This window comes from Psychromonas sp. Urea-02u-13 (assembly GCF_002835995.1).
GTDB lineage: Bacteria > Pseudomonadota > Gammaproteobacteria > Enterobacterales > Psychromonadaceae > Psychromonas.
The window spans coordinates 68,551-89,024 of the sequence record NZ_PJBZ01000070.1 but is presented as its reverse complement, the minus strand read 5'-3'; the positions used below and the strand labels follow the sequence as shown (position 1 = coordinate 89,024).

Here is a 20,474-nt window from a genome sequence, read left to right as displayed (position 1 = left end):
TAAAGGAGAGTCTATTGGTAAGTAACCAAGCATCATCAGCGGAGACAGTCCCTGTTAATAAAGCAAGAAAGACAGCAAAGCAAAAAGCAGAAGCCATCACGGCTTTTGAAATGACCTTGTTACTACAGGCTATCAAGTTTCGTTACAATTATGACTTTAGTAATTACAGCCTCGGCTCACTCACTCGGCAAATAAATAACTGCCTGAACAAATATAAACTTAAAAACATAAGTGAATTGATTCCAAAAATATTGCATGAAAAAGGCTTTTTTACGCTGTTTTTACGAGAAATGTCGGTGACAGTCACGGAAATGTTCAGAGATCCCGAGGTGTTTAATACGCTCAGAGATACCGTATTAAGCGACTTAAAGAAACATGCTCATATTAATATTTGGCATGCCGGTTGCGCGACGGGTGAAGAAGTTTATTCTTTAGCCATTATGTTAAAAGAGGAAGGATTATTATCTCGTTGCCAAATTTATGCCACCGACTTTAATAACCACTCTATCGATATCGCAGAGCAAGGCATTTATAAAGCAGAAAAAATAAAAGGGTTTACTGAAAACTATCAACTAGCAAATGGTAAGGCCTCTTTTGCTGATTATTATCAAGCCAAACACAGTTATGCAAAAATGAGCGATTCCCTCAAAGAGCACATTACCTTCGCTCACCACGACCTAATTAAAGATTCTTGCTTCGCTAAGATGCACCTTATTGTATGCCGTAATGTACTCATTTATTTTAATAAGAATTTACAAAACCATGTGTTATCTCTTTTTCAACAAAGTTTACATCAAGGGGGGTATCTCTTATTAGGGGATAAAGAATCATTGGAATTTACCGATCAAAAAGACAACTTTTTAGTCGTCGCAAAAGCACAACGTATCTATCAGCGTAACTCTTAACGCATCAAGTAGATTGATAGCCGATAGCTGATGCTTAAAGAAACAACCACCAAGCTAAAAAAATAAATTAAAAATATAGCGCAACATCCCCTTTATTCGTTTCATATTCAAACTGTAACTTTCCAGCAACTTGAGTAAATTTTATAGCTTGCCCACCCTGTTCTATTTTACGAATATTATCTTCAATATCAGCCATTGCAGTTAATTGACCATTACTTTTGTTGCATTTTTTTGTGCTGGTTAATGAACCTTGTCCTGAAAAATTAGCCATCTTCTGTGAACGACTTTGCAATACTAAGGTGCAATATTCACGTGCAAAACGGTAGTTTACTATTTCACTGGCATCAGCAACCCAAACGAGATTTTCATCAGAGGCTTTTTTGAGTTTATCTAAAAAGTGTAAATATTCAGATTTAGCGACCGAATAATAAGACTCATCAGCCACCCCATGAAAGTATTGAATACCAAAACCTTCTCGTTCAATCGTCTCCTGTAAAAAAGCAGGTAAACGTTTGTTTTTACCTAACTTCCAATAAGGGCTCCAGTTGTGGAATAACTCTACTTTTAACTTATAAGGATTACTAAAATCTTTATGATTAATACCCAAATTTCCCGACCATTTGCCATTATTCTCAACGGGTGCACGCATCGCAATTAACTCTGAATGTTCGCGTACATAGGCATAACTTTCGTCGCTACCAATATCATAGGGTAATGCCATAAAAGTGGGGGTAAATCCGGTTTTGTTTTTAATCCTTTGATTCGCATCTGCGATATCACGTTTGTTATCCCAAATGACCTTAAAGTTGCTCTTTTCCCAGGTCGGTTTATAAGCGGGGGTATGGCGCATTGAATGGTTAAATAGCGTAAAACCGGCATTCACATGCTCACGGGCTTTTTCCCATAATGGTGCCCAACAGGTTTTGGCGATCACACCAAATGAAGCCGTTAACCCTCGCGCTAATAATGCAGGTACGACAATGGTATCGATACTGCCTTGCGTACCACCACAATAGTCATCGTGTTGCAGTGCATAAGCTGATTGTTTATTAAATTTCCAAGTGGCATTTTGAAGTGATAATTCTGGAGGTGTATTGGCGTGGCTATATGTGCTGTAGCCAGTTAATAGCAGAGTGGTCACCATTGTTGTTTTTAAAAGAGACATAAATTCAATCCTTGAATAATATTGACTGAATTGTCTCTTAAAAAATCAATGAAAACAGCAAAATGATGTGATTAATAGACAACCATCACCTATCTAGTGATGGCGCCCATTCGTTCAATTTATACCAATGTCACTAAATAGTGTGAGCCTTTACGAGAACTGGCTCATGGTATTATTTTCTCCCGAGGCTTTAAGTGCTTGGTCTCCTGAGAAATACTCTTTGTGATCGTCACCAATATTTGATCCCGACATATCTTGGTGTTTTACCGAAGCCAACGATTGTCTTATCTCTTTTCGTTGTACGTTTTCAACATAAGCGAGCATGCCACGCTCACCGAAGTATTCTTTGGTCAAGTTATCCGTTGATAACGCAGCGGTATGGTAAGTCGGTAGTGTGATCAGGTGATGGAAAATACCCGCATGTTTTGATGCTTCTTTTTGGAAATTCTGTATTTTAAGATCGGCTTCGCTAGCAAGCTCAGTATTATCGTAAAGTGGGCTCATCAAATCACTACGCTGATATGAACTCAAATCAATGCCCTCTTCTAACCAAGCATCAAAGACTTGCTGGCGGAAATTTAACGTCCAATTAAAAGACGGACTATTGTTATAAACCAACTTAGCATTAGGCACCACTTCGCGAATACGGTTCACCATGCCAGCAATCTGCTCGACATTTGGCGCTTCTGTTTCAATCCACAGTAAATCAGCGCCATGTTGCAGTGAAGTAATGCAATCAAGTACCACACGATCTTCACCTGTATCAGGTTTAAAACGCACGAGTCCGTTAGCCAGGCGATTAGGTTTAATCAGTTCACCCGCACGGCTAAGTACCATGTCACCTGAGTTCAAATCCGCTAACGAGTTGAGTTTTTCACCATCAATAAAGGCATTGTATTGCTCAGCTAAATCACCTGCATATTGAGAAACTGGGATTTTTTGCGTTAGCCCCGCCCCTAATGAATCCGTACGTGCAACGATAATGCCCTGCTCAACACCGAGCTCCATAAAGGCGTAACGTACGGCATTAATTTTTGCTAAAAAGTCTTCATGAGGCACAGTTACTTTGCCATCTTGATGCCCACATTGTTTGGCATCGGACACCTGATTTTCAATTTGAATACAACATGCCCCCGCTTCAATCATTTTTTTAGCTAATAAGTACGTTGCTTCTTCATTACCAAAACCCGCATCAATATCCGCAATGATAGGTACCACATGGGTTTCAAATTCATTGATCTGTTTTTGCACCGCTTGCATTGCCACTTGGTCGCCACGGCTTTGTGCGTCATCTAAGTCATTAAATAGATGATTCAGTTCACGTGCATCTGCTTGTTTTAAAAAGGTATATAACTCTTCAATTAACATCGGCACAGAGGTTTTCTCGTGCATTGATTGGTCCGGTAATGGGCCAAACTCTGAGCGCATCGCGGCCACCATCCAACCAGATAAATAGAGATAAGTGCCTTTTGTTGTGGTGAAATGTTTTTTAATAGAGATCATTTTTTGCTGACCAATAAAACCGTGCCAACAGCCTAACGATTGTGTGTAATTTTCACTATTCTCATCATAGGCTTGCATATCATTACGCATAATTTCTGCCGTGTAATTAGCAATGTCTAACCCCGTTTTAAAACGATTTTGCAGACGCATACGAGCCACATATTCTGGATTAATGGCATTCCAAGTTGTGCCCTGTTGGTTTACAAATTGGTCTGCGTTATTCATTTCAGCTTTATAATTCATCATTATTATCTCTCTATGCATAGTTATATTAAGGTAAGTTATGGTTTATTTATAGTGGTTAAAAATGTCTAGCATTGTTGCTTGGCTAATATGCGGTACTCATGTAATAGCGGTTCGGTATAACCGTTTGGCTGTGACTCTCCTTTAAAAATAAGTGCTCTAGCGGCCTGAAATGCAAGACTGTTTGCACAGTTAGGGCTCATAGTGCGGTAACCCGCAATACCTTCATTTTGTTTATCAACAATCAAGGCCATTTTTTCCATCACGCGGTTAACTTGTTCTTCATGACAGATGTTATGCATTAACCAATTACTAATATGCTGGCTTGAAATACGTAATGTGGCGCGATCTTCCATCAATCCGATATTGTTAATATCAGGGACTTTTGAACAACCAATGCCCATCTCAACCCAGCGCACCACATAACCTAAAATACTTTGAATATTATTCTCTAGCTCGCTGTTTATCTGCTCCGCGGTTAAACGCATATTCGTAGGCATAACAGGAATGCTTAACATGTCTTCAATCGTTGCAGGGGTGCGAGTTACAATCGATTTTTGCGCCTGAAAAACATCCACTTGGTGATAATGCAAAGCGTGTAACGTGGCAGCGGTTGGTGAAGGTACCCAAGCGGTATTAGCGCCTGAGTGTGGATGTGCAATTTTTTCGATCATCATTTGGCTCATTTCATCGGGCATCGCCCACATGCCTTTACCAATTTGCGCTTTGCCTGAAAAACCACAACGTAGACCCATTTCAACATTATTGTTCTCGTAAGCGCCTATCCATTGTTCATTTTTAAGCATCGCTTTAGGGTAAAAAGCACCGGCTAACATACTGCTATGAATTTCATCTCCCGTTCTATCTAAAAATCCCGTATTGATAAACACCACGCGAGACTTCGCCTCATAAATACACTGCTTTAGATTTAACGTAGTGCGGTGCGGCGCTCCTCATCCATAATGCCAAGCTTGATAGTATTTTCGGCAAGGTTTAACATCTGCTCAACACGACTAAATATTTGGCAGGTAAAACGTACCTCTTCAGGCCCGTGCATTTTAGGTTTTACAATATAGATGCTGCCTGCACGACTATTTCTAAATGTATCTCCGGCATTTTTTTGGAGGTCAATACTGCCAATAAGCGCAGTAATAACGGCATCAATGATACCTTCGGGTGCATTATTACCGTCAATATCCTGTATTAGATCCGTGCCCATCAAATGACCGACATTACGCACCATCAATAACGATCGGCCAGGCACACAGTACATTTCTCCCGATTTAGCGGTAAAGTTACGATCGTAATTTAATGAGCGCAGCACAGACTGCGTATTTTTAGTAAATGAGGCACTCAGGTTGCCTCGCATTAAACCAAACCAATTACGGTAAGCAGCAATTTTATCGTTGCTATCAACGGCAGAAACTGAATCTTCAAAATCCATAATAGTGGTCAATGCAGATTCCATTTGAATATCATCAACATCAGCTTTATCAGTCGCGCCAATTTTTCCGTGGCGGTCGATCTGTAATCCCACATGTAAACCATTGTTTTTTAATAATAGATAACTTGGGTCGTTTTTAGAGCCATCAAACGCTACAAACTGACAGGCTTGTTTTAGACCACTTTCACTGCCATCGGGGAAGAAAGCGAGTAGGTGTTGGTAATAAACCAAGTAACTCGATACCTGGTGATGAGAGCCTTCATTTAACGGGAAATGTGCATCTAAAAAATCTTTTGCTTTGTTGATAACGGCTTGACCGCGGTGTGCGTTAAAGCCTTTCTCATTGTTTAGCTCGCCATGCTTGCTAATAACGTCTGTGCCATAAAAAGCATCGTATAAACTCCCCCAACGCGCATTGGCAGCATTGAGAGCAAAGCGAGCATTACTTACTGGTACCACTAACTGTGGGCCTGCCATGGTTGAAATTTCAGGATCCACATTTTCTGTTTCAATAACAAAATCATCAATAGCGGGAGTGAGATAATCAATACCTTGCAAGAATTCACGGTAATCGTTTTTTGACGTTTCGCTCATGCTGTTTTCAGTCATAGGGTTTTCACGATGCCACTGATCAATTTGCGATTGCATTTGCTGACGTGTTGCTAATAACGCAGTGTTCTTGGCTGAAAAATCACTGATTAAACAGTTTAAGTCATACCAAAAATTCACACTGTTTAAAGGTGTCTGCGGCAAAATATCATCATTAATAAACTGATAAAAGGCAGGATTAATAGCGCACTGTTTCCGTTGAGGTAAATTCATATTTTGCTCCTTGGTATTATCAATTTATTTTTAAATAGAATTCGAAAACCTTGCCAACGCTCACTTTTCAAACTCTTTCTGCTTGTTTGTTATTCAACGCTTGTAACTACAGAGAAAAAATTCATATAATTTCACAAAGAAAATTACACAGTGTAAATTTTACAAAATGAAAATAAAAAAAAGCTTAGGAAGACAGTCTCATTTTTTGGGCACAAAGATACGTAATTTACGTAAACGTAACGGCTTAACACTGGAAGATTTGTCATCACGTTGCATTAAATTAGAAGCAGAATATGCGCCCTCCGTTTCCTATCTTTCAATGATTGAACGTGGCAAACGCGTGCCTAGTGAAGAGATGCTAGAAGTCATTGCGACCGTGTTTCAAAAACAGCCTCAATGGTTTTTAGATGATGCGCCAGAAGCGCAAGATATTACCCCCGAAAAAGGCAATAGAGGCGGGATAAAAGGCATGGCGCTTGAGCCTAGCTTTCTGTTTTCAAATGAAATACTTCAAATCGCTATTCCTGAAATGTTATCGCAAACCGGGACAACAGGACGCCAATTTGCACACCTATTAATTCGCGCACACCAAGAACACCACCAGAACCATTTCCCTGATTTAGAACGTGCAGCAGAAGAAATTGGTTTGAAAAAGATGCCTATCCACGTAGACGATTTAATGCAAATAAGTGAAGAGCGAGGATTAAAAATTCGTTGGTTCACCCGTTTGCCAGAAGATGAATTTGTCAGTGATAAAAGCAATAAAATGGTGACCTCTTATTTCCAACCTCCGAGCACGGTTTATCTCAATAAAATATTAAAGAAAAATATAACACGGTTAAAGTATGAACTTGCCGTGCACATTGGACACAATGTTTTACACAATAGTGATGGTGAAAAAAGCATTATGGTCGCTGGCGATCAAACCGAATACGATATTCAGAAAGAACAGTCCCCCTCTTCAAGCCAACTCGATGCACAGGATATTTTGCATGCTTGGCGTGATTTTGAATGCAGTTTTTTTGCCGCCGCTTTGCTTTGCCCTAAGGTGCCTTTTCGTCAACTACTTGATAGACAAGGTTATGAGATAGCAGTATGCAAACAAATAGAGGTGTCAGAATCGGTGGTAATGCGCCGAATGACAGCCGTTTCAGCTTACACGCACTGGCACTATTTTGATGCTTACGCACAGGGTAAATTAAAAGCGGTGTATCGCGGAAATGGTATTCCTTTACCCTGGGGAAATATGCGTATTGTGTGCGACCCTTGTCAGCATTGGTCAGTGTTTCGTATGTTAGATCAACAAGGTACGGGGACAGCAGCGCAGTTTTCTATTTTGAATGAAAATGGTATCGCTAAAATTTATTGCTGTGAGTCGATTAAAGTACAAGATCTCAATAATAGTCACCACGTATTGTGCACGGGCATTGAGTTAAACCCAGCAATCGCAGCACAGGGCCATGATGCAGTTGAATTGGTTAATGAATTACAACGCTTATGCATCGCCAATGGTGGTACCAGTAAAATTCCAGCGAAGATAAAAAAAGTGCTCATCAGTGTGGCACGTATTCTTAATATAAATTGGATAACCCGCGGCATTGAACAAGAGGCACAGCTTATTTGTGCACGTGGCGCCGTTTGTCCTAGAAAACCCAGTTGTTATTGTCAATAACCTGACTTTTGCTTAAGCAATCTATTAAGTCATCTATTAATTCAGTACCTCATCATCATTGAGGTGCCTTTTTACTAAACGGAAGTCATACCAAGAGCATTAAATATGTGGGTTTGTATTGCGCAGGAAAAATCAGTGCTATCAAGGCATGAATTGCAGGAAGTAGTTATTCTCCTTTCAAGATTCATAACGTAGATAGCGCCCGTTTTAACCAGCAAGACGGTTCATAAATTAAATGCGCTTGGTATAGAGACTCAGGGATAAACCATTAATGCGAACTTTAGTGCTGCTTATTGGTTTAAATGAGATTTTTTCAACAGCGTTATCGCAAGATAACTGAAACTATAACTACCCCGTCAAAGAGGAATAAAAATGATCACGTTAGGCGAATTTATTATTGAAAAACAGCAAGACTTTCCCGAGGCAAGCGGTGAATTAACCCTGCTATTAGGCGCTATCCGTTTAGCGGCTAAGGTGGTTAATCGAGAGATAAATAAAGCAGGGATTGCTGATATTACAGGTAGTACGGGGGTGGAGAATGTTCAAGGCGAAGTGCAACAGAAGCTTGACCTGTACGCTAATGATAAATTTAAAGCCGCATTAGAAGCGCGTGGTGAGGTTTGTGGTATTGCATCAGAAGAGGAAGATGAATTTATCTCCTTTGATAGTGAACGCGGTTGTAACAGTAAATACGTGGTATTGATGGACCCGCTTGATGGCTCATCAAATATCGATGTGAATGTGTCTGTGGGTACCATTTTTTCTATCTACAAACGTATTAGCCCACTCGGGACACCCGTTACCCTTGAAGATTTTTTACAACCCGGTGAAAAACAAGTGGCTGCAGGTTATGTCATTTATGGCTCTTCAACCATGCTGGTTTATAGCACCGGTAATGGCGTACATGGTTTTACCTGTGACCCTTCGCTAGGCGTATTTTACCTCTCACATGAAAACATGAAGATTCCTGAAGATGGACGAATCTATTCTATTAATGAAGGTAATTACCTCAAGTTTCCGCTCGGCGTTAAAAAATATCTGAAGTATTGCCAAGAGATAGATGAAGCCACGCAGCGCCCTTATACCTCTCGTTATATTGGTTCATTAGTGTCTGATTTTCATCGTAACTTATTAAAAGGAGGCATCTATATTTACCCTTCTACGGCGTCTGCGCCTGATGGGAAATTGCGTTTACTTTATGAATGTAATCCGATGGCTTTCTTGATGGAACAAGCAGGAGGCAAGGCGATAGATGGACAGCAACGTATTTTAGAAATCGTACCGACAGAGTTACATCAACGTATTCCTTTCTTCTGTGGTAGTAATAACATGGTTGATGTTGCGCAGGCCATGATGAAAGAACACGGGTAACTAAAGAGCATGGGTAACTAAAAAACAAGTGCCACTATCTAATGAGTGGCACTTATTAACAATAAATTAAACGTGTAAGTAGCGTTTAATTTTCTTGGTAGGGGTTTTGATAAAAGGTTCTGATTGCTCAAACACAGTGCAAATTTTTGAGTAATTGGCTAACAGTGTGTTCGCTTCTATTTTTATTTCTTCTAGAATAGCTAAAATTTCAGCGTGTAAAGCGGAGTCACTGGTATTATTGATGTTATGTGTTTCATCAAACAAATCATAATCGATATAAATTTTTGCCACGACTTTACTGTCTAATTCATACACCAAAGAATCAACCACTAGTGCGTGTTCGTTTATAACAGACTCAATGGCTTCAGGGTAAATGTTCTCACCGCTAGCGCCAATAATCACATTTTTACTACGACCATTAATGCTCAAAACACCATTTTTATCTATACAACCAAGATCACCGGTATTTAACCAACCGTCTTTATCTAATACTTCATCGGTACGCGCTTGGTCTTTGTAATAACCCATCATAATGTTAGGGCCACGAACATGTAATTCAGCATCGTTGCCTTCTTGTCCATGTTTTACAAATCTGTGCTCGATGCCTTCAGCTAACAATCCCGTTGTACCTACCGCTGTTTTACCCGGTATCGCACCCGCAATAATCGGTGCTGTTTCGGTTAAGCCATAACCAATCGCATAAGGGAATTCGGCTTCTTGTAAAAATTGTTCAACAAAAGGAGATAGCTTCGCACCGCCAATACCAAAAAGTCGTATTTTACCGCCAAAGCTTTCTTGTAATTTTTTCCCGGCAATTTTATTCAATTTTTTACGTACAAAAGGAACATGATTATAAAGATATTTAATCACTACATTTTTATTGAAGCTGGCTTGTACTTTTGATTTGTAAATTTTTTCAATCACTAAAGGCACACTCAGCATACAAGTTGGTTTTGTTTGCTGCATTGCCTTTAAGATGATTTTAGGCGCGGGTGTTTTATTAATATAATAAATTGAAGCCCCATTAGAAAAAGGCACTAAAAACCCAGCAGAACACTCAAAAGTGTGTGCCAGTGGCAAAATTGATAAAAAGCGATCACTTTCATTAATATCAATTAACTTTTGTGCTTGATATACCTGTGAAACTAAGTTTTTATGCGACAACATCACGCCTTTTGACTGGCCTGTTGTCCCTGAGGTATAAATGATCACAGCAAGGTCTTGTTCGTCAATAATGAGCTTATTAACAGGGTCCACTTTGCCCAACTTCGCTTTAAACTGAGCAAACTTTTCACTGCCCATGGCGAATAATTCTGATCGTTTTGAGAAGTTTTCAATTAGTGACAGCGTTTCTAACGAGAACACAAACTCTAATGAAGAGGTGAAATCATCTTCAGCAAGTTTGTTATTCATTTTATCGGAAAAAAAAATCAGTTTTGCTTCCGAATGCTTCACAATATGATGAACTTCATTGCTATGAAAATCCGGTAAAATAGGCACAGCAACCGCACCCATACTCGTAATAGCAATATAAACAATGCCCCAATTAGGCATATTTTCACTGCATATCGCGACTTTATCGCCTTGCTCTATTCCCGCTGAAATTAATAATTGTTGTAATGCTTGAACTTTTTGTTCTGCTTGCGCATAAGTAATCGTTTCACCATCAACGTTACCCACAAAAGTTCTCTCAGCGAACTGAGAAAAAGCCAGTGTCGAAACATCTAATAATGTCTTACTTTTACTAATTGATGACATAGTGCCCTACTGCTAAAAATAAAATTGAGAATTAAACTGGCCAACCGCCGAGTGCTTTTAACTTATTCACCATATAAAAAAACAGCTCTGCTGTTACCTCTGTATCATATAGCGCTGAATGTGCTTCTTTATTATCATAGGCGATATTTGCCTGCGCGCATGCTTTTGCTAAGACGGTTTGGCCTAAAACGAGTCCTGCCATACTGGCGGTATCGAATGTTGCAAAGGGATGGAATGGCACACGTTTCAAGTTACATCTATGTGTTGCTTGATTAATAAAGCCTTGGTCAAAAGCGGCATTATGCGCAACGATAATTGAACGATTACAGCCATTCAATTTTTGATGTTTACGTACCAGCTTAAAAATGTCTGTCAGCGCATCACGCTCATCAACCGCAGCACGCAGTGGGTTAAAAGGGTCAATCCCAGTAAATTCTAACGCCTTAGGATCAAAATTCGCGCCCTCGAACGGGTGCACATTAAAATGTATTTTGTCCGCGCAATATAAGTAACCTTGCTCATCCATCGCAGGAAAAATAGCCGCAATCTCAAGCATTGCATCTGTTTGTGATACTAATCCAGATGTTTCAATATCAATGATAACGGGGTAATAACCACGAAAGCGTTTGGCTAATAAGTTTTCCATAGAATGCTCATAATAAAAATGAGGGAGGAGTATACCCGTTATCATTAAAGGTGCAAAACTCCGAAGGGCAATAGATTGGTCGTCATCGTTGTCGATTTTAGCGTTTAAGTAAAACTCAATTGAAAATGCTCAAATAGTGCACGTTATATGTATAAATAAACGTTAAAAAACTAAAATACAAAGTATTTTTATGGATAACGGGTATTTATTCATAAAGCGACTAAATTAAACTAAAGAAAATATTCTCACTGCCGATAATTTGGTAATCGAGCAGAATTAATGGAATTAATTATGAAAATACAGATAATGGCAACGCTACTGTTATGCATTAATAGCAGTTATGCTGCTAATAAAAATTACAACGCTAGCATTGATAACTCATTATGGTATATCTCTAGTTCTACCCCTATTCAATGCACGCTTGAACACCCTATTCCGCGATACGGCCAAGCTCATTTTGAAGCTAAGGCAAGTAAATACGTTAATTTAGACTTTATTTTGCACAGTAAAAGAGCCTTACCGAAAACACGTTCTGTGCTGTTAAAGTCTGTCCCGCCACAATGGCGACCGGGCAGTGAAGCGTTCACTATCGGTAAAGTCACGTTCCACCAGCAATTTGATGGTTATGTCACCCGTCAAAATGCATGGCAAATGCTCAGTGAGCTTGAAAATGGGAAATACCCCACTTTTTATTATCAAGATTGGTATAACAAAGATCAAACAACCAGTATTGGCCTGTCATCCATTAATTTTATGGATAGTTATGATGAGTTTAATAATTGCATCGATCAGCTTTTACCGTATAACTTTGATGACATCGCTTACAGTATTCTTAAGTACAATAAAAATGGTGTAAAACTCACTTCATTCTCTAAAAAACGATTGAAAATGATTGGCGATTATATAAAACACGATGAAAATATAAGTGTGGTGCTGGTATCGGGTTACTCCGATAGTTACGGGGCAAAATATCGTAACTTACAGCTCTCAGAGCAACGTGCAACATCAGTAAAAGAGTATTTGGCACAGATAGGTTTAGATGATGAAAAAATTCAGGTTAAAGGTTATGGCGAGAAGCACCATGTCGCCGATAACAGGAATGTTTTAGGCCGTATGCAAAATAGACGTGTTGTTATCTCTATCGAAAGAGAAGAGATTTAAATAGCGAACAAAGCTGAACTGCAAGGTATTAGCACGCTATTGAGTTACATTTTTCACTCGTTTGGGATTAAGTGAAACATTCAAAATTAATTCTTCTCATTTCTGCCCAGAAGTAAGCTCCTGAGCAGAGCATTCATTATTTCTTCATTTTACTCATTAAATCTGCAAACGGGTTGTAAGTCGAACTTGCTTGCAAGTCATCCCCCGCTTCTACGCTACTGCCGTACATATCAGCCTGTGTGTATTTATCATGCTCATGATCATGACAATAAATACATAATAACTCCCAGTTACTACCGTCTTGTGGATTGTTACTATGATCATGGTCCATATGGTGCACTGTTAGCTCTTTTAAATTGGAATACACAAACTCACGCGCACATTTCCCACACACCCAAGGTATTAGCTTCAGCGCCTTATCGCGGTAGTCACTCTCTAAACTTTTATAATTACTTGGGATATAAGCCATACATTTCTCTTTTCAATATCGAATAGTGCTTAGTTTAGCTTTATCCAAGCACCGCGTAAAACACAATTAAAAACGAAAGCCATGTGCGCCTAACATTGCGCCCAAAATTGTTATTAAACTCACAGTGAGTAAAATGATGTGCATCATGTGCACACGCTTAAATGTTTTTTTGCTGTCTATTAACGCCTGCTTTCTAAACCAAGCATGCAAAAATAACGGCTCAAAAACAAATAAGACTAACGTAAACAGTAACCAGACAATCACCATTAAATGCATCCACCAAAACTCGGCCTGTAAAAATCGCCCCCAAATCTGCATAAAATCAATCATGTATAGTCCGGTCAGTAAAGTGATGACAGTCGTAATACGCGCTTGAATAGCAAACTTGCCTTCTAACTTTTCAAAAAGCGCCAGCCTGTCATGAATATCAGGGATCTGCTTTAAAGAAGGGATTAACACTGTGGTGACAAAGGCCACACCGCCAATCCACAATACGATGGCAAAAATATGTAACGCACGTGCAAGGGTAAAACTGGTAAAGGCTTCCATACATTTGCGACCTCAATAAGAATGAAATAATATCCTAGCAAATAATTCAACTATTATTCCTTGATCTTAATTACTTAAAGTACAATTAATCTTGTATACTGGTGTTTATTTTTATTGTTAACTTTCAAGTAGGTCTTTTATGGTTCTTTTTTCGCAAGAAATACACATACTCGTTACAACAGCATTAACTGAACTACAGGCATCTCAAGCCTCTGGTCGCACGTCAAAAAGCCCACTTAATGAAGCGCATTATTTAGGTGCTTGGGTAACGAATGCGATGAAGCAAAAACGTTTTGATAGCATTACAGTGCCAGTACTTAAAGCTTGGCAGAGTAGAGCACGTAGCCAGGGCAAAAACTCAGGATTAAAAGCGTCATTTCTTTACCTGCAAAAATGTTACAACCAAGTATTAGATGAGCAAAAACAGGTACAAGCAGTCACCCTTTCACAATTACAAGCGGTTGTTGCAAAACTTGAAGCTGCGCAGTGGATGGTTAATATCGATTTAGTGGTAGGTGCTAAGCTGAATCGCCACAGTGGCGGTGCGGCTTCATTAATTATCTGTGAAGATCAAATGTTACAGTGCTTTGATGAAGAAGGTATTTTAGTAAAGCCGATTTCGCTTTATTTACGCGGTGATTTACCAGAACTTGTTAAACTCGCTTTTGCGAACAACTTATTACTGCACAAAATTACTGATTATAAATCAAAAGTAAAATATCACGGCGAATTCATTATTCACCCAAATAATGACGGTGATAAATTACCTGAGTTTCCCGTTGAAGCAATAACAGAAGAGTAATTTATTGATGCCAGTAATTAATCAACAAAGTTCAATTTTATCTGAGCAAGAGTTACAATTACTGACATCCTATTCAAATCAACCCCAGCAAACCATGTTTACCGTTTACAGTTACCAGTACAACCAACCTCTCCCCGAGTGCCGGATAAATTCATCAAACTCTCTTGAGCAACTCATTCTAATGCTCACCGCTAGCCCGCATGGCGTCGCCGTGCTACTAACCGATGGCATAGAGCTTGAGCCTGCATTAGCTAAGCTAATCAGCCTACTGACACATCGTGCTGATATTCGTGTATTTTGGTTAGGCTCCTTACCGAGTATGGATACCAATTTACCGGTCTTTATACATTGTATTGATGAAGCGCACTTAGCCACCAACGTACTGCAGTGGAAAAATTATATTACGCGTACCTTTAGTGAATGGTTAGCGCATTATTCAGTTGCTTTTATTACTGAGGATGAAAATAAAAAGATAAGTCATCAACAGCATTTATCTTCAATCGGATTAAGGCACGTTGAATACTTCACGGCACAGGCCGCGTTAAGCAAACTTAACAATCAAAAGTTATTAATCATCGATATTGATATTTTGGGTTTAAGACTGATCGAAGTATTAAAGGCGTTAGCGCATAACGAACAATCTCCTATCATTATCATTTATGGGCAACGCCCTAATAATCTATGCCGCGCCACCTATACACTGATTAAAAACAAAGGTTTTCCTATTTTAGCGAGCCTCACTGAACCCCCCAATAAAGCGCAATGGCATAAATTACTTTCTTCCCTTTTTTCAAAGGTTTATTTAAAGCTTTGGGTGAGCGAAGAGCAAGTAGAAAGTGGATCGTATCCGATCTATGATTTACTAACAGAGTCGGTTAGTAGCTACTTTTGCTCCTATGGCATGCGTAAAAAGCAGATTGCTAGGTTACAAAAAACAGATGGAATTCGCTACATTATTAATGTGCAAAGCCTACAAGATTGGCTTAGCACTGGCATTAAAAGAGGGATGCGCGGCGAATTAGCACGGGAGATGCGCGGCGAATTAGCACGGGAGCTGAATTGCGATCAGTACACTATCGATATCTGCATTGAGTATCCGGAAAATATCCAACAAACCTCCACTCTATTTTCAATATTAGTGATGGCACGTTTATCAAATGCAAAGATTTATTGGCTTGTTGAAAACGAACACAATTTATTAACTGGACTGCTGACAAATTTCCCTATCTCAGATGTCATCTTGTCGGAGTCGTTAAGTCATATGCTCATCACAGACCCTTCCGATGTGTTGCTCGACTTTATTGAACAAGCACAAAAGCAACAGGTACAACTTATTGCAACGTTACAACCAAGTAAAAGCACTAATGAAGCATTAGCACTCTACGGTATTGAGTCTGTTCTTAACAAACAGCGCTATATTGAGTAGTTGAAATAGAAGGCTCAGAGAGGTTAGTTGTTATTAACTCTTTTTGAATCAATTTTAATAAAAACAGTTCACGCTCAACAGACATGCCTTTTTTACCGCTTTCTGCAATCGTCTTTTCATTATGTTTTATCGCGTCAGTAATCGGCAACCAAACAACTTGCATGCCATTTTTTATTTCATAATCTTCAAAATTTGTCGCGCCTAACTGTTCATCAATTTCACAGCTAAAACAATATGACTTCATTTTCATAAGATCAAAGTCGTCTTTATACCAAGGGCGCACTTCTTCATACAAACCAAATTCTTTAATATTACGAATATTTTTGGCCCCCGTTTCTTCAAGCAATTCACGTTTAAAACCACAAAGTAGATCTTCGCCTTTATCCACGCCACCACCTGGTAAGGTGTAATCGTCGTAGCGCTGGGTATATAAAAGCAGAATGCTATCGCCTTTTAAAACGATGGCACGTGTTGCAATACGCTCAAAGCTGCTTTGTTGCTTTTGAGTGATATCGGGATGAACAGTTGATCTTAATAAGCGCATAATAATAGGTCCAGCAGCAACAGGCGATGAAAAGCGAGTGATTAAAAAAAAGGCGATTATACACAGGGGATGAGATCTTGATAACCTTTAATTATCTCACTCACATCGAGAGTCGGATTTTTGGCCATGCGCTGGTAATGTTTTATTGTTTGTTGCAGATAAAGCTGATGTTCTACATAGTCAAAATTCCACATTTTATCGCCAACTAATGACACAAAACAATCTGTACTTTTGTTCAGCGCGCGTTGGTCGATATGCAGCACTTCATAGAAACGTTTATTCTCTTCAACGATCACTTCATCAATCAAACGACAGTTTTGATCCTTTAAATACGCTCGTAACTGATGATTATGATGAACGGGAGACAAAATAAACTCAACATTAAAAGCACGGCAATGTGGAAAAAGTACTTTTAATAAAGTAATCAATAACTGACCGCCAATACCCGCAATAATGATAAGGTGCTTTTTCTGTTCAGCACCAGAGTCAATGTCATATTCGGCAATTGGCAATGTCGCAACATCTAAACAATGCACAGACCACTCACTCTTTCCTTGATAATAACGGCTTAGTTTATTGTCTATCTCGTTCAATAATGGCGCGACAACATCGACAAAATGAATGTGCCCGGCTTTATCATTTTTAAGCAATTGAAAACCTAATAAACCGTGGTCGCAACAACAATCCCAGATATGATCGTAATCGCGCCCCGCCATGGCTTCAATGCGTGTCAAACGTTTACCTAACTTCACTTTATTAGCATCACTCACTGCGCATACTCAATGCAATACGCTTTCGTTGTAAATCAACTTCAAGTACTTTTACCGAGACTATCTGCCCCGCTTTCACAATTTGAGTCGGGTCAGAGACAAATTTATCGGCCATGTGGGAGATGTGTACTAATCCATCTTGATGTACACCAATATCCACAAAGGCACCAAAATTGGTGACATTAGAAATCACCCCTTGCAGTCTCAATCCGACTTCTAAATCCGCTATTTTATTAATGCCTTTGGTGTAACTCACGGTTTGAAATTCAGGACGAGGATCACGATGAGGTTTTATCAACTCTTGTTTAATCGCCTGTATCGACAACAAACCAAACTGTTCATCAACTAATGGTGCATCCTGCACTTGTTCAAGCAGTTGTGTCTCGCTCAGTAAACGAGAAAGTGGCACGCTTAACTGCTTGGCCATGTTATTCACCATGTAATAACTCTCTGGGTGCACGGCACTGTTATCAAGTTGGTTTTTAGCTTCACTAATACGTAAAAAACCCGCGCTCTGTTCAAAGGCTTTATTACCTAAACGAGGTACTTTTTTAAGGGTATTACGTGAGGTAAATAAACCCACTTGCTCACGGTAATCAACGATGTTTTGTGCAATCGTGCTATTGAGTCCAGCAATAAAGGTCAATAACGAGACAGAAGCACTGTTAAGATCCACACCCACTACGTTGACACAATCCTCGACGACAGCTTGCAAACGCTTACTCAACTGCGTTTGATTCACATCATGCTGATACAAACCAACACCAATGGCTTTTGCGTCTATTTTTACCAATTCAGCCAGTGGATCTTGTAAGCGTCTGGCAATAGAGATCGCCCCTCTGATCGACACATCCAAATTAGGAAATTCATGGCTTGCTAATTCAGAAGCGGAATAAACCGATGCGCCTGCTTCACTGACAATCAACTGTTTAATCTTTTGTTCAGGCGCACTTGAATCAATGCTTTCAATACACTCAGTAATAAACTGCTCACTCTCGCGTGATGCCGTACCATTACCAATTGCAACAAGGTCAACGTTGTGCGCTTTTAAGAGCATAACCACTTTGTGTTTAGCATTGTCGTATTGTTTCTGAGGAGCGTGTGGATAGATAGTTTCACTGACCAGGTATTTTCCCGTTTGGTCAATAATCGCGACTTTACAGCCACTTTTAAAACCAGGATCTAGCCCCATGACGACTTTACGTCCCGCGGGCGCACTCATTAAGAGATCTTTTAAATTAGTGGCAAAAAGATTAATCGCATTGTCGTAAGCTTTCTCTTTTAATGCAGACGTGATCTGTGTTTCTAGCATACCCAGTAATTTAGACTTCCAGGCTTTTTTAATCACTTCAACGCGCCAATTATTAGCGGCTAGCCCTTTTAAGGAAAAACCCAAGTGTGAAGCAATCAATATCTCGCAATAAGCCGTTTTGATGCTTTTATCTTGTCTTGGGTCGGTATCCAATTTAAGGCGTAAAAACCCTTCACTTTTACCGCGTAGAATGGCTAATAACCGATGTGGCTGAATGCGTTTGACCGGTTCACTGTAATCGTAATAATCTTTAAACTTGATCGCTTCCTGCTCTTTGCCTTTAATCACCGTCGCTTTAAAACAAGCGTTATTAACCAATTGATTTTTAAGTTTATCCAAGAGGTTAATATCAACGGATAAACGTTCAATGATAATTTGCATCGCCCCAGTTAATACTTCATCGGAGCTTGCAAACGCAGCACAGATATACTGCTTACTCACACGTTGTTGATCACTGTCAGGCTGGAACCACAATTTATCAGCCAGACTTTCAAGGCCGGCATCAATCGCTAATTGCGCTTTATTAACTCGTTTGCTTTTAAAGGGCAGATACAGCTGCTCTAATAGCGTTTTACTGGTGCTTTGCTGTATTTTTTCGCTTAACGATGCTGTTAATTTACCCGACTCCGTTAACGCTTTTAAAATGGCACTACGGCGGGTTGCTAACTCACGACCATAGATTAAACGGCTTTCTAATGAGCGCAGTTGTTTATCATCAAGGCCTTTGGTTATCTCTTTACGATAACGCGCAATAAAAGGCACGGTATTACCATCATCATAAAGCGTGATAAAGGTATTCACCTGTTGTTCAGAAATCGTTAGCTCAAGCGCAAGTTGTTTATTTAGTGCTAGTATATTCATGTTTTTATTCTTATTCTTACTTAAATTTTTATTATTACGTGGCTAACCGCTACATACAACAATAAAGGGTTTAGAGATGATCAACTTTGCAGTCATTGGTAGTAATTGGATAACCGAAAAATTTGTTAATGCAACCCGTATTGATAATGAACTTTCTCTTTGTGCAGTTTACTCGCGCACATTACAAAGCGCACAGGTATTTGCTGATAAACTTTCTGTAACGACTTGTTATGATGACCTTAACACGCTTAAACAAGATAAAAACATTGAAGCCGTTTATATCGCCAGTCCAAATTCTCTGCATTTCGAGCAATCAATGCAAATGCTTAAAGCGGGCAAACATGTTATCTGTGAAAAACCGTTAGCCTCTAATGCCAAACAAGTCGAACTGCTTTTTAAAACGGCAATCGAAAATAATGTCATTCTGTTTGAAGCGTATATGACTGCACACTTACCTAACTTTCAGAAAATTAAAGACAACTTACCGAAATTAGGTCAATTGCGTAAAGCCAATATCCATTACTGCCAATACTCCTCACGCTACCCCGCATATTTAGCAGGTGACAACCCTAATACGTTTAATCCTCAATTCTCTAATGGCTCAATCATGGACATTGGTTATTATTGTATTGCCTTTACCGTTGCACTCTTTGGTAAACCTAAAAAAATACAAGCCAGTGCACATTTACTGGCATCAGGTGTTGATGGGTGCGGTACGGCGATTCTCGATTATGGACAGTTTTCCGTGACCATTGACCACTCTAAAATCAGCAATTCACAGCTTAATAATGAGATTCAAGGGGAAAATGGATCATTACTTATCGAACGTGTCGCACTCTGTGAAAAAGTACTATTAATACAAGAAAATGAACACAATATCAGTGCACCTCAGGTCGATAACAGCATGGTTTATGAAGCCCGATTTTTTGCCAAGCAAATAAACGAAAACAAAATGCATGAAGAAACAGTGCAACGTGCTAAGACCACATCGGCCGTTATTACTGAAATAAGACGCTTAACTGGGGTTAAATTCCCTGCAGATGCTGAATAA

16 protein-coding genes and 1 pseudogene are annotated in these 20,474 nt (G+C 39.4%); 7 read left to right on the top strand and 10 right to left on the bottom strand.

Going from position 1 to position 20,474, the window contains the following annotated elements:
• Positions 1-14: 14 nt before the first annotated feature.
• Positions 15-905, top strand: coding sequence for a CheR family methyltransferase (locus CXF74_RS14070; protein ID WP_232772527.1), 891 nt, complete (start codon positions 15-17; stop codon positions 903-905).
• A 67-nt stretch (positions 906-972) separates the two neighbouring features.
• Here CXF74_RS14070 and CXF74_RS14065 read toward each other — a convergent pair whose 3' ends face one another.
• The 3 genes and pseudogenes from CXF74_RS14065 to CXF74_RS14055 all read right to left on the bottom strand — a co-directional run bounded on the left by CXF74_RS14065 (position 973) and on the right by CXF74_RS14055 (position 6,082).
• Positions 973-2,070 (bottom strand): polysaccharide deacetylase family protein, encoded by a 1,098-nt coding sequence (locus CXF74_RS14065; protein ID WP_101083159.1) that lies wholly within the window; start codon positions 2,068-2,070, stop codon positions 973-975.
• 150 nt (positions 2,071-2,220) lie between these two features.
• Positions 2,221-3,816, bottom strand: a complete 1,596-nt coding sequence (locus CXF74_RS14060) for an isocitrate lyase (protein WP_198552862.1) — start codon at positions 3,814-3,816, stop codon at positions 2,221-2,223.
• A gap of 68 nt (positions 3,817-3,884) precedes the next feature.
• Positions 3,885-6,082 (bottom strand): annotated as a pseudogene (locus tag CXF74_RS14055) (malate synthase G).
• 166 nt (positions 6,083-6,248) lie between these two features.
• Between CXF74_RS14055 and CXF74_RS14050 the strand changes: the two are divergent.
• Together CXF74_RS14050 and fbp are read left to right on the top strand one after the other, a co-directional pair.
• The gene (locus CXF74_RS14050; protein WP_101083157.1) at positions 6,249-7,754 is read left to right on the top strand and encodes a DUF3612 domain-containing protein; all 1,506 of its coding nucleotides are present in this window, start codon (positions 6,249-6,251) and stop codon (positions 7,752-7,754) included.
• A 372-nt stretch (positions 7,755-8,126) separates the two neighbouring features.
• Positions 8,127-9,125, top strand: coding sequence for a class 1 fructose-bisphosphatase (fbp, locus tag CXF74_RS14045; protein ID WP_101083156.1), 999 nt, complete (start codon positions 8,127-8,129; stop codon positions 9,123-9,125).
• A 66-nt stretch (positions 9,126-9,191) separates the two neighbouring features.
• Here fbp and CXF74_RS14040 read toward each other — a convergent pair whose 3' ends face one another.
• Both CXF74_RS14040 and rnt read right to left on the bottom strand, forming a co-directional pair.
• Positions 9,192-10,883 (bottom strand): AMP-binding protein, encoded by a 1,692-nt coding sequence (locus tag CXF74_RS14040; RefSeq protein WP_101083155.1) that lies wholly within the window; start codon positions 10,881-10,883, stop codon positions 9,192-9,194.
• A gap of 31 nt (positions 10,884-10,914) precedes the next feature.
• Positions 10,915-11,529, bottom strand: coding sequence for a ribonuclease T (gene rnt / locus CXF74_RS14035; protein WP_101083154.1), 615 nt, complete (start codon positions 11,527-11,529; stop codon positions 10,915-10,917).
• A 291-nt stretch (positions 11,530-11,820) separates the two neighbouring features.
• Between rnt and CXF74_RS14030 the strand changes: the two genes are divergently transcribed.
• Positions 11,821-12,690, top strand: coding sequence for a flagellar protein MotY (locus tag CXF74_RS14030; protein ID WP_101083153.1), 870 nt, complete (start codon positions 11,821-11,823; stop codon positions 12,688-12,690).
• Between the two features lie 136 nt (positions 12,691-12,826).
• Here the strand turns inward: CXF74_RS14030 and CXF74_RS14025 are convergent, their stop codons facing one another.
• Together CXF74_RS14025 and CXF74_RS14020 are read right to left on the bottom strand one after the other, a co-directional pair.
• Positions 12,827-13,159: a YajD family HNH nuclease gene (locus CXF74_RS14025; protein ID WP_101083152.1), complete on the bottom strand. Its 333-nt coding sequence runs from the start codon at positions 13,157-13,159 to the stop codon at positions 12,827-12,829.
• 66 nt (positions 13,160-13,225) lie between these two features.
• Positions 13,226-13,708 (bottom strand): hypothetical protein, encoded by a 483-nt coding sequence (locus tag CXF74_RS14020; protein WP_101083151.1) that lies wholly within the window; start codon positions 13,706-13,708, stop codon positions 13,226-13,228.
• A gap of 139 nt (positions 13,709-13,847) precedes the next feature.
• On the opposite strand from CXF74_RS14020, the gene CXF74_RS14015 reads away from it, so the two are divergent.
• Both CXF74_RS14015 and CXF74_RS14010 read left to right on the top strand, forming a co-directional pair.
• Positions 13,848-14,510, top strand: coding sequence for a DUF2913 family protein (locus CXF74_RS14015; RefSeq protein WP_101083150.1), 663 nt, complete (start codon positions 13,848-13,850; stop codon positions 14,508-14,510).
• A 7-nt stretch (positions 14,511-14,517) separates the two neighbouring features.
• Complete coding sequence (locus CXF74_RS14010) at positions 14,518-15,936, top strand: hypothetical protein (RefSeq protein WP_101083149.1); 1,419 nt, start codon at positions 14,518-14,520, stop codon at positions 15,934-15,936.
• On the opposite strand, the gene CXF74_RS14005 is transcribed toward CXF74_RS14010, so the two are convergent.
• From CXF74_RS14005 to CXF74_RS13995, 3 genes are read right to left on the bottom strand one after another with little or no spacing between them, the layout of a single operon-like run.
• The gene (locus tag CXF74_RS14005) at positions 15,911-16,480 is read right to left on the bottom strand and encodes an NUDIX hydrolase (protein WP_101083148.1); all 570 of its coding nucleotides are present in this window, start codon (positions 16,478-16,480) and stop codon (positions 15,911-15,913) included. The genes CXF74_RS14010 and CXF74_RS14005 overlap by 26 nt on opposite strands.
• A 56-nt stretch (positions 16,481-16,536) precedes the next feature.
• A complete protein-coding gene (locus tag CXF74_RS14000; RefSeq protein WP_198552860.1) occupies positions 16,537-17,250 on the bottom strand; it encodes a tRNA (adenine(22)-N(1))-methyltransferase in 714 nt (237 codons plus the stop codon).
• Entirely contained in the window at positions 17,243-19,423 is a 2,181-nt protein-coding gene (locus CXF74_RS13995; RefSeq protein WP_101083147.1) for a Tex family protein, read from the bottom strand. Before CXF74_RS13995 ends, CXF74_RS14000 begins: the two co-directional genes overlap by 8 nt.
• Before the next feature lie 76 nt (positions 19,424-19,499).
• Here CXF74_RS13995 and CXF74_RS13990 point away from each other — a divergent pair, with 76 nt between their 5' ends.
• Positions 19,500-20,474 carry a Gfo/Idh/MocA family protein gene (locus CXF74_RS13990; RefSeq protein ID WP_101083146.1) on the top strand — a complete coding sequence of 325 codons (975 nt, stop codon included), beginning with the start codon at positions 19,500-19,502 and terminating at the stop codon, positions 20,472-20,474.